9 protein-coding genes and 1 pseudogene are annotated in these 10,103 nt (G+C 70.8%); 5 read left to right on the top strand and 5 right to left on the bottom strand.

From position 1 onward, the window contains the following. Positions 1-994 precede the first annotated feature (994 nt). On the bottom strand, positions 995-1,561 hold the full coding sequence (locus AB0877_RS31495; protein WP_366613468.1) for a hypothetical protein: 567 nt from the start codon (positions 1,559-1,561) through the stop codon (positions 995-997). Between the two features lie 776 nt (positions 1,562-2,337). Here AB0877_RS31495 and AB0877_RS31490 point away from each other — a divergent pair. Next, on the top strand, positions 2,338-2,679 hold the full coding sequence (locus AB0877_RS31490) for a hypothetical protein (RefSeq protein WP_124770765.1): 342 nt from the start codon (positions 2,338-2,340) through the stop codon (positions 2,677-2,679). After that, positions 2,676-3,335, top strand: coding sequence for a nucleotidyl transferase AbiEii/AbiGii toxin family protein (locus AB0877_RS31485; protein ID WP_366613466.1), 660 nt, complete (start codon positions 2,676-2,678; stop codon positions 3,333-3,335). The genes AB0877_RS31490 and AB0877_RS31485 overlap by 4 nt, the downstream gene beginning before the upstream one ends. A gap of 121 nt (positions 3,336-3,456) precedes the next feature. Here the strand turns inward: AB0877_RS31485 and AB0877_RS31480 are convergent, their stop codons facing one another. Then, entirely contained in the window at positions 3,457-4,359 is a 903-nt protein-coding gene (locus AB0877_RS31480) for an SDR family oxidoreductase (protein WP_366613464.1), read from the bottom strand. 185 nt (positions 4,360-4,544) lie between these two features. On the opposite strand from AB0877_RS31480, the gene AB0877_RS31475 reads away from it, so the two are divergent. Beyond that, positions 4,545-6,335, top strand: coding sequence for a 5'-nucleotidase C-terminal domain-containing protein (locus AB0877_RS31475; RefSeq protein ID WP_366613462.1), 1,791 nt, complete (start codon positions 4,545-4,547; stop codon positions 6,333-6,335). Positions 6,336-6,392: 57 nt separating this feature from the next. Here AB0877_RS31475 and AB0877_RS31470 read toward each other — a convergent pair whose 3' ends face one another. Next, entirely contained in the window at positions 6,393-6,566 is a 174-nt protein-coding gene (locus AB0877_RS31470; protein ID WP_167362358.1) for a hypothetical protein, read from the bottom strand. An 84-nt stretch (positions 6,567-6,650) separates the two neighbouring features. Then, positions 6,651-7,811, bottom strand: coding sequence for a geranylgeranyl reductase family protein (locus AB0877_RS31465; RefSeq protein WP_366613460.1), 1,161 nt, complete (start codon positions 7,809-7,811; stop codon positions 6,651-6,653). A gap of 147 nt (positions 7,812-7,958) precedes the next feature. Between AB0877_RS31465 and AB0877_RS31460 the strand changes: the two genes are divergently transcribed. Both AB0877_RS31460 and AB0877_RS31455 read left to right on the top strand, forming a co-directional pair. Further along, positions 7,959-8,195 carry a hypothetical protein gene (locus AB0877_RS31460; protein ID WP_030491902.1) on the top strand — a complete coding sequence of 79 codons (237 nt, stop codon included), beginning with the start codon at positions 7,959-7,961 and terminating at the stop codon, positions 8,193-8,195. 85 nt (positions 8,196-8,280) lie between these two features. Beyond that, positions 8,281-9,720: an MFS transporter gene (locus AB0877_RS31455; RefSeq protein WP_366613458.1), complete on the top strand. Its 1,440-nt coding sequence runs from the start codon at positions 8,281-8,283 to the stop codon at positions 9,718-9,720. Between the two features lie 152 nt (positions 9,721-9,872). Here the strand turns inward: AB0877_RS31455 and AB0877_RS31450 are convergent. Then, positions 9,873-10,103, bottom strand: a pseudogene (locus AB0877_RS31450) (hypothetical protein); the annotation flags it as partial.

Below are 10,103 nucleotides of genomic sequence, written 5' to 3'. Positions count from 1 at the left end.
TGGCACGACGCGGCTCCAGCCGAACGGTATTCCGCGAGGGCGATATTAGGTGAGGCCCGGGGACACTGAGTCACACCGACACCCTCCACAACCAGGCCGCCGGCGCCGTTGTTCCCTCACTCGCCTCACCACCCATCCGATCGGCACCCGCCCGGCCGGACCGCCGCCCGGCCGTGGTGCCGCCCGGCCGTGGTGCCGCCCGGCCGTGGTGCCCTGGTGCCTTAGCGCCGCAGCCGCTCCGCTCAAGCCGCACCGCCGGCCGGCGTAGGCGGGCGGCAGTGCAGCCGGCGCGGGCGGTGCGGCGGGAGCGGGCGGGCGGTGCGGCGGGACGGGACTCCTCGGCGGTGCGGGCGGCCGGGCGGGGCGGGCGGGCAGTGCGGTTGGGGCGGGCCGAGCAGGCGGAAGCATCAACCCGCGCAGGCCAACTGGCAGACCTGTCGGCTGTCGATGAGGGCGGTGCCGGCCACCACGCCGTACCACCGGTGGTGTGCGGCGGTGGTCGGAGGGCGGTCTCAACGCCTCGCCGCTGCGCCGGACCCGTCCTGCCGCCGGGGTTCCATCGCCGCACGCCGGTCGTCTCACGACCGCGACACCCGCCGTCGCGCCGCGCTTCGGCCACAATCCTTGAGATCTTGGACAGTTTCCGTTCCCACGTGACGGAAAGTGTCCAAGATCTGCGGGCGGATGCGGGTTGGATCTCGCTATCCACATCCCGCGAGGGCTTTGGCACCGCGGAATCCATTTCTAGGTCCAACCGCCGACCCCCAACGCCGGTGGCCGGCGGTCAGCGACCGGCGTCGGGGGTTGGGGTCGGACTGACCCGGCGACTGGCGACTGGCGACGACCGGAGGACAGCGCATGGCCCCGGTGCACCGACCAGGCCAGCCGGATGAACCACAACGGCCCACAACAGAAAGGCCGCTGGCCGGCACCCCGGGGTTGCGGGTGCCGGCCAGCGGTCGATGCGGTCGTGCTGTGTGCGGTGGTGCTGGGGTCAGCTGTTCCAGTACTGGGCGACGAGGTCGGTGGCCTGCTGTTCCCACTGGGCGTAGGCGTCCGGGTAGGCCGACACCTGCACCGTCTGCGCGGCGTCGGTCAGCGGCATGTCCTGCCACCCGTCGACCTGCTTCAGACCCTTCAGGAACGCGGTGGTGGAGTACTCGGGGTTGGTGATCTGCTCGGGGGTGCCCCAACCGCTGGTCGGACGCTGCTGGAACAGGCCCAACGAGTCATGGTCGTTGGCGTCGCCGAGGTGGCCCAGGTTCTCCAGCTTGGACTCCTGCAGGCTCGTCGCGATCGAGATGACCGCGGCCCGCTCGGGCAGACCAGCCTTCTTCGTGGCGGCGATGATCGCCTTCACGTTGGCGGTCTGCTCGTCGTTGAGGGTGATGTGGGACTGGTCGCCCTGCGGCTTCGGCGCGGCGGCCTGCACGGCCACGGCGACGGGCTTGGCGTCCACCACGGGGGTGGCGGCGTGGGCGGCGATCGGGCCGGCGAAGACACCACCGGCGAACGCGAGACCAGCAACAGACAACATGCTCTTACGAATCATGGTGTTCATGGGGGTAGCTCCTTCGGGGGTAGAACACCCGCACCACCAAGGGGGCGGTGGTGAGGGTGTGAGCACCTCGTCCGGCGCTGCACTTCACAAAGGGGGGAAAGTCTGGGGTGACGCCTAGTGGGGCGTCGGGGTCGGCGACCTTCCGAGCCGGGGGGCTCGTAGCGCCGGGGTTCATGTGTAACGACCGGGGGGCCGGGGTCATTCCGGGATCGGCCCATCCATCGGGCACCAAGATTGAGGCGGTGCCTGCGGTCGTGGGGTTGTGACGGCCGGAGGGCCGAGGTCATTCCCGGGATCGGCCCGCCTGCCGGCACCCTCGTGTAGGCGGTGACCGTCGGTCGTCCGTGGGGACGGCAACGACCGGGGGAGGCGTGTCATTCCGACCTGCGCGACCAGCCCTCAACAGTCGGGCGGCCGGTCGGTGGTACTGCGATCGTCAGGGTATGTAACGACCCCGCCCCGGCCATGATTCCCGCCCACGAGTGCGCCCGACCACACCCCACAAACAGACAAACCGCCCACACGGTGCCGGGCTCCACGCCATCGAACCAGCCCTCACCAGGGTGATCCACTCGGGTCTACGGAAGTCGGGGCATCCCGGACGCCCGGACACCCCGACTTTCGGGAACCCGAGTCGATCAGGAGCGCATCGACCGCGCCGAGACCGCGCAAACCGGGCAGACTTCGCAGCCGGACAGGGTCAGGTCGGCGCGCCTGAGCAGCGCGCTCGGATCGACCTGAGCGACACCGGCTCTGACGGGCGTTACCCTGACACCATGCAGGCCGTCTCCCCCACCGCGACCGGCGTGGCCTTTCTGGCCCGTCCGGGTCGCCCCGCTGTGGTGGCGCGGACCCTCGCCGAGCTTGCCGGCCCCACCCGGGGTGTGGTGGAACTGCCGGTACGGCTGATGTGGAACGCCGAGCGCACCTTCGACCTCGGCGACCCGGACCAGCTGCTCTGGATGTACGAGAACGTGCTTCGCGAGACCACTCGGGCCGAGGATCTGCGCGCCCTGATCAACGGGCGGACGTTGCGTCGGGTGTGGCGACTGCTCAACCTGCCTCGGGGCGTGCGCCAGGCGTGGGAGAGCCGGCACCGCGGCCTGCGCGCAGCGTGACCGAACCTCATCTGCACGAGTTCTACCGGGAGGTGGCCCGGGTGGCGCTGGCCGCCGCCGGGCCGTACCGGTTCGTTCTGGGTGGTGGGGTGGCGTGGGCGGTGCACGGGCTGGTCGCCCGGCCGACGGAGGACGTGGACCTCTTCGCGGACGTGGAGGGTGCTGCGGGGGCGGCGTCCGCCGGGGTGCGGGTGGCCCTGGAGCGGGCCGGGTTCATCGTCAGTGACGCCGACCCGGACAGTGAGCTGGCCGAGCTGTTCGACGGGTACGAGCAGGACATGAAGGACTTCGTGGTGAGCCGCGACGGGCGCCAGATCCGGCTCAGTCTGGCCCGGTTGGACCGCCAGCAGAGTCCGGTGGTGATGGATCTCGGCCCGGTGATGGACGTTCGTGACCTGGTGGCGAACAAGATCGCGGCGTTGGTCAACCGGCGGGAGGTTCGCGACTTCATCGACGTGGCCGCTGCCCTCGACCACTACGACGTGACCGAACTGTTGGTGCTGGCCCGGCAGGTCGACCCCGCGCTGGACCCGGACGACGTGCGCGCCGCCGGCCGCTATCTGGACCGGCTCTCCGACCAGCGTTTCAGCCGATACGGCCTGGGGGCCGTCGACGTCGCGGAGATTCGGCAACGCTTCGCCGCCTGGCCACGCTGACCAACGAGTCACAAGAACAAGCCGCACCACGGACCGCGCCATCGACGGGCCGCGCGAACACGAGACGCGAGCGCCACGAGCGTCGGGTGGGCATCCGGGCGGACGCCCACCCGACGGCGGTTCACTTGGTCGGTCGACCGCCCGTGACCCCCAGGATCTCGCCGGTCACGTAGCTGGACTCCTGCGAGGCGAAGAAGACGTACGCGGGTGCCAGCTCCGCCGGCTGCCCGGGACGCCCCTCCGGGGTGTCGGTGCCGAACTGCTTCACCTTCTCCTGCGGCATGGTGGCCGGGATCAACGGCGTCCACACCGGGCCCGGTGCGACCGCGTTGACGCGGATGCCCTGCTCGGCCAGGTCGGCGGCGAGAGCCTTGGTGAAGTTGGCGATCCCCGCCTTGGTGGTGGCGTAGTCCAGCAACTGCGGCGACGGGTCGAACGCCTGGATCGACGACGTGTTGATGATCGCCGACCCCTCGGCCAGGTGCGGAATGGCGGCCTTGCAGAGCCAGAACATCGCGTACAGGTTGGTTTTGAACACCCGGTCGAACTGCTCGGTGCTGATCCCGAGGATCCCCTTGTCCTGCGACATCTGGTACGCCGCGTTGTTCACCAGGATGTCGAGACCGCCCAGGTCGCGCACCGCCCGGTCGACCAGTTCCTGGCAGTGCGCCTCGTCGGTGACGTCGCCGCGTACCGCGACACCCCGCCGGCCGGCGGCCTCGACCAGGCGGATGGTCTCCCGGGCGTCAGCGTCCTCCTCCTCACTGAGGTACGAGATGAGCACGTCCGCGCCCTCCCGGGCGAACGCGATCGCGACGGCCCGGCCGATCCCCGAGTCACCGCCGGTGATCAGCGCCCGCTTGCCGTCGAGCTTGCCGCTGCCCCGGTACGACTCCTCCCCGTGGTCCGGCCGCGGGTTCATCTCCGCGGTCGAGCCGGGCGCCGACTGCTGCTGCGCGGGCTGACCGGACTGCCCTCCGTACTGGCTGGTCGGGTCCTGCTGGGTGTGCTGGTCCTCGCTCACTGAAACTCTCCTCGCTGCGCGCGGGAAGCGGGGGTCTCCCGCGAATGCCGTCCCTGACCGCCCTACCCTGCGTCGGCCTGCGGAAACCGCCGCAACGGCCGGGGCTGCCGTGCGGCGGTGCCCGCTGCTGGTTAGGGTGCGCAAGGCGCTCACGAGGCGCGTCCACCCCCATGGAAAGGCACGTCATGACCACTCCCTCCGGCCCGTCGCGCCGCCAGGTGCTCGTCGCCGCGGCCGCCGCGGCGACCACCCCGCTGATCGCCGCCGCGCCCGCGCAGGCGGCCGGCAGGCCCCAGCCGCGCACCTGGGATCTCACCCTCCTGGGCACGTCGGACACGCACGGCAACGTCTACAACTGGGACTACTACCGCGACGCCGAGTACGACGACAGCAAGCAGAACGACATCGGCGTGGCGAAGCTGGCAACGTTGATCAACCAGATCCGTCGGGAGCGGCGCGGCAAGGCGACGCTGGTGCTCGACGCCGGCGACACGATCCAGGGCACGCCGCTGGCCACGTACTACGCCAAGCAGGAGCCGATCACCGCCACCGGGGAGAAGCACCCGATGGCCCGGGCCATGAACGTCATCGACTACGACGCGGTGACCCTGGGCAACCACGAGTTCAACTACGGTCTGCCGTTGCTGGACCTGTGGATCCGTCAGCTCGGCTTCCCGGCGCTCGCCGCGAACGCCGTCAACGCCAAGACCGGCAAGCCGGCCTTCCTCCCGTACGTCATCAAGAAGGTCTCCCTCGGTCTTGGCGCGCCCACCCTGCGGGTCGGCATCCTCGGGTTGACCAACCCCGGTGTGGCCATCTGGGACAAGGGCAACGTCGAGGGCAAGCTGCGCTTCGACGACATGATCGCGACCGCCGCGAAGTGGGTGCCGATCATGCGGGCCCGCGGCGCGGACCTCGTGCTGATCTCCGCCCACGGCGGTGACAGCGGCACCTCCAGCTACGGCCCCGAGCTGCCGAACGAGAACCCGGTGGCGTTGATCGCCCAGCAGGTGCCGGGGATCGACGCGATCCTCTTCGGGCACGCGCACAACGAGGTGGTCGAGCGGTTCGTGACCAACGAGCGCACCGGCACGCAGGTGCTGCTCTCCGAGCCGTCGAAGTGGGGCCAGCGGCTCACCCGGATGGACTTCACCCTCACCCGCGAGCGCGGCCGGTGGGCGATCACCAAGAAGGCCGCCACCATGTTGAACACCAACACGGTGGTCGAGGACCCGAAGGTGCTCGCCGCCGTGCGGGCCCAACACCAGAAGACCGTGGCGTACGTCAACCAGGTGGTCGCCCGGTCCACGGTGGAGCTGTCGGCGGCGCAGTCGCGGTACAAGGACACCCCGATCCTGGACTTCATCAACCACGTGCAGACCGAGGTGGTCGGCGCGGCGCTGGCCGGCACGGCGTACGCGGACCTGCCGGTGCTGTCGATCGCGGCGCCGTTCAGCCGGACCGCCGTCTTCCCCGCCGGTGACGTAAAGATCCGCGACGTGGCCGGCCTGTACGTGTACGACAACACCCTCGAGGCGGTCGTGCTCAGCGGCGCCGAGGTGCGCGCCTACCTGGAGTACTCGGCGAAGTACTTCCGGACGGTCGCGCCGGGCGCCCCGGTCGACCCGGAGCAGATCAGCGACCCGGCGGTGCCGGACTACAACTACGACGTCTTCTCCGGCCTGGACTACGACATCGACATCTCCCGGCCGGTCGGGCAGCGGATCACCCGCCTGGTGCTGGCCGGCAGCGACACTCCGGTCGCGGACAACGCGCAGTTCGTGGTGGCGGTGAACAACTACCGGCGCAGCGGCGGCGGCAACTTCCCCGGCATCGTGAAGACCCAGGTCTACAACGCGCAGCAGGAGATCCGTCAGCTGCTCATCGACTGGGCGCAGGCCGAGGGGACGATCGACCCGGCGGACTTCTTCCAGCCCAACTGGCGTCTGGTACGCGAGGGCGTGCCCGTCTTCTGACGACAGCGCATCACGAACGGGCCGTGGGTGGCGACACCCGCGGCCCGTCGCGCGTTCTCAGCCCTGCACGTTCCAGCGGATCGGGTCCTCGGACTCCTCCGGCCGGTCGCGCCCGGGATCGGTCTCGGTCAGGGCCACCCGCTCGTCGGGACGGACGGCGGGCGGCAACTCCCCGAACCGCGCGTGACGCAGGAACGCGTACTCGTCGTCGGTGAACGGTTGCTCGGTCATCAGCGTCTCCTCCTGCTCCGCTGTGATTGTCCGGCGGCCATGTCGGTCGGCACCAGTAGCCGGGCGCACACCCTCTCAGGCATCCTAGGATCCTGGGTGAGCGGGGGTGGCCTGCCGCGACGAACGGGACAACCGGTCGAGCACCGCGAGCGCCGCCCGGATCGGCCGACGGCGCAGCATCTCGTCGAAGCTCGCCCGCCCCTGGCAGAACTGCACGAACATCCGCCAGCCCGGCGGGGTCGCCAACAGCGCGTGGAACACATCCGGGCGACGGGTGAACACGTCGAGCAGCCGGAAGCCCGCCCGCATCTCCGGCAGCAGACGCTCGGCCACCGCCCGCTCGTACCCGGCCAGGTCACCACCCGCGACCGCAGCTCCGGCCAACTCGCCCGAGCGCAACGCGAAGCTGATCCCCTCCCGGCTCCAGGGCTCCAGCAACCCCGCCGCATCCCCCACGACCAGCACCCGGCCGGTGCGCAACGGTGAATCCTCCGCCCGACACCGAGTCAGGTGACCGGAGTCGTGCTCCGCCGGCAGCCCGGTCAGACCCAACCGGTCGACGAACCGCCGCAGGTAGTCGCGGGTGCCCTCCCCCGCCCCCCGCGCGGCGATCACGCCCACGGTCAACCGGTCACCCTTGGGAAACACCCAGGCGTACGAGCCCGGCATGTCGCCCCAGTCCAACAGCAGCCGGCCCCGCCACCGCTCCTGCTCGACCGGCGGCACCGGAATCTCCAACTCCAGACCCAGATCCACCTGCCGATACCGAACCCCGACGTGCCGCGCGGTCACCCCCGACGAGCCGTCCGCCCCGATCACGGCACGAGCCGCGATCGTCGTACCGTCGGCCAGCCGCAGGCGTACCCCCTCGGGGTCCTGCTCGATGGCGCGGACCGCGACCCGCTCCCGCAGCTGCGCGCCGGCGGCGACCGCCGCCGCGCGCAACCGGTCGTCGAACTCCTCGCGGCGCACCATCGTCACCACCGGGCTGCCGTTGCGGCGGGTGAACTCCCGACGCCCGTCGCGGGTGAACGTCACCCGGTCCACCCGGTCGTGCGCGGGCACCTCGATCCGATCCTGAACGGCCGCCAGCGAGGTGCCGATCAGGCCACCACCGCAGGTCTTGTAGCGCGGGTGCACGGCTCGCTCGACAACAAGCGTGGAGACGCCAGCACGGGCGGCGGCGTGCGCCGCGGACAGCCCCGCGGGGCCGGCGCCAACGACGACGAGATCCCAAACGATCACGGAAGCAGCCTAGGGCACCTCCCCGGCTCGACCGCCGGACCCGCCCGCCGTCGCGACCGCCCGATCGGGTGCGCATCTTCGGGCACCGAGGGGGTAACCGGCGCACGGCAACCGCCACCGCAGTGGCGGACGAGCAGAGGAGGAACCATGCAGCAGGTGCAACTGTCGGAGGCCGAGCAACGGGTGTACCAGGCGGTCACCACCCTTGAGGCACGCGGGCAGGTGCCCTACCCGGACCTGATCGCCGAGGAGTCCGGGCTCACCGAGGAGCAGGTGGGCAGCCCCCTGCACCTGCTCACCGAGAAGGGTCTGCTGCACCGCGAGGACTCACCGATGGCCGGCCTCGACTTCGGTCCCCGGTTCTGCGCCCGCCAGATGGCGTGACCCGCGAAGCCAACTGGCACGGTTCGCCCCCCGAAGACCCGGGTAGCGGTCAACCATGCGTGACCGAGGGTCGACGGGGGGCGCGATGAGCGCGGCGCAGACGCCGCAACCAGTGACCGCGGCTGAGAACCGACGGCGCTGGCAGGCCGTCGGCGTCGGACTCGTCGCCGCCTTCATGACGCTGCTCGACGTGAGCATCGTCAACGTGGCCGTGCCCTCGATCGACCGGGCGCTGCACGCGTCGCCGAGCGATCTGCAGTGGATCCTCTCCGGGTACGCGCTCACCTTCGGGCTGGCGCTGGTGCCCGCCGGCCGCTTCGGCGACGCCCGCGGTCGGCGCAACGCCTTCGTCTTCGGCATCGCGCTGTTCACCATCACCAGCGCGCTCGCCGGCCTCGCCACCTCCCCGACCTGGCTGGTCATCACCCGACTGCTGCAGGGCGCCGCCGCCGGCATCGTCAACCCGCAGGTCATCGGGCTGATCCAGCAGCTGTTCCGTGGGCCCGAACGTGCCCGCCCGTTCGGGATCCTCGGCGCCACCATCGGCATCTCCACCGCCGTCGGGCCGTTACTCGGTGGGCTGCTCATCGCCGTCGGCGGCGAGGACCACGGCTGGCGCTGGGTCTTCTTCGTCAACGTGCCCGTCGGTGTCCTCGCGGTGATCCTCGGCTGGCGGTTGCTGCCCGGCCGGCCCACCGGCCAACCCGGCTGGCGTCAACTCGACCCGGTCGGGGTTCTGCTGCTCGGCATCGGTGTCGTCCTGGTGCTGCTGCCACTGGTGCAGGAGCAGCAGTGGCGGACCCCGTGGAAGTGGGCCCTCATTCCGGCCGGCCTGGCGGTGCTGGTCGCCTTCGGGCTCTGGGAACGACGCTACGCGCGCCGCCATCAGCCCCTGTTCGACCTCCGACTGTTCAGCTTCCAGTCGTACACGCTGGGTTCGGTCCTGGCGCTCGTCTACTTCGGTGGCTTCACCGCGATCTTCTTCATCTTCACCCTGTTCCTACAGATGGGGCTCGGCTACAGCGCCCTCGTCGCCGGCCTGGCCATCACACCCTTCGCCCTGGGCTCCGCGGCCGCCGCCGTGCTCGGTGGCCGCATCGTCAACCGCTTCGGCCGACCACTGGTCGCCATCGGACTGCTCACCGTGGTGGTCGGACTGGCCGCCACGGTGATCGCACTGCGTCTCTTCCCGGACGCCCCGGCACCCTGGGTCACCGCCGGACCACTGCTCGTCGCCGGCATCGGCAGCGGACTGGTGATCGCCCCCAACCAGACGATCACCCTCTCCGAGGTGCCCGTCGGTCAGTCGGGCAGCGGCGCCGGCATGCTCCAGACCGGCCAGCGGATCGGCGCCGCCGCCGGCATCGCCGCCGTCGGGTCGCTGTTCTTCTCCACGTTGGCCGGCAGCCGCGGCGACTGGACCGACGCCTTCGAACAGTCCCTCATGCTCGCCGCCGGCATCATCGCGCTCGCGTTGATCGCCGCGCTGATCGATATCTGGCGAACCCACAACCACAAGAACTGACCGGTGTACGCCGCAAGCCGGCACCCCGGGTTGCGGATGCCGGCCAGAGGTCGGTGTCGTGGTGCGGTCTGTGCGGGGTCAGGGGGTGGAGATGCCGCTGGCCGGCACCCCGGGGTTGCGGGTGCCGGCCAGCGGTCGTTGTGGTGCTGGGGTCAGCTGTTCCAGTGCTGGCCAACCAGGTCGGCGGCCTGCTGTTCCCACTGGGCGTAGGCGTCCGGGTAGGCCGACACCTGCACCGTCTGCGCGGCGTCGGTCAGGGGCATGTCCTGCCACCCGTCGACCTGCTTCAGGCCCTTGAGGAAGGCGGTGGTGGAGTACTCGGGGTCGGTGATCTGCTCCGGCGTACCCCAACCACTGGACGGGCGCTGCTGGAACAGGCCCAG

This window comes from Micromonospora sp. NPDC047644 (assembly GCF_040704315.1).
Lineage (GTDB): Bacteria > Actinomycetota > Actinomycetes > Mycobacteriales > Micromonosporaceae > Micromonospora.
This window is presented reverse-complemented; position numbering and strand designations above follow the sequence as displayed.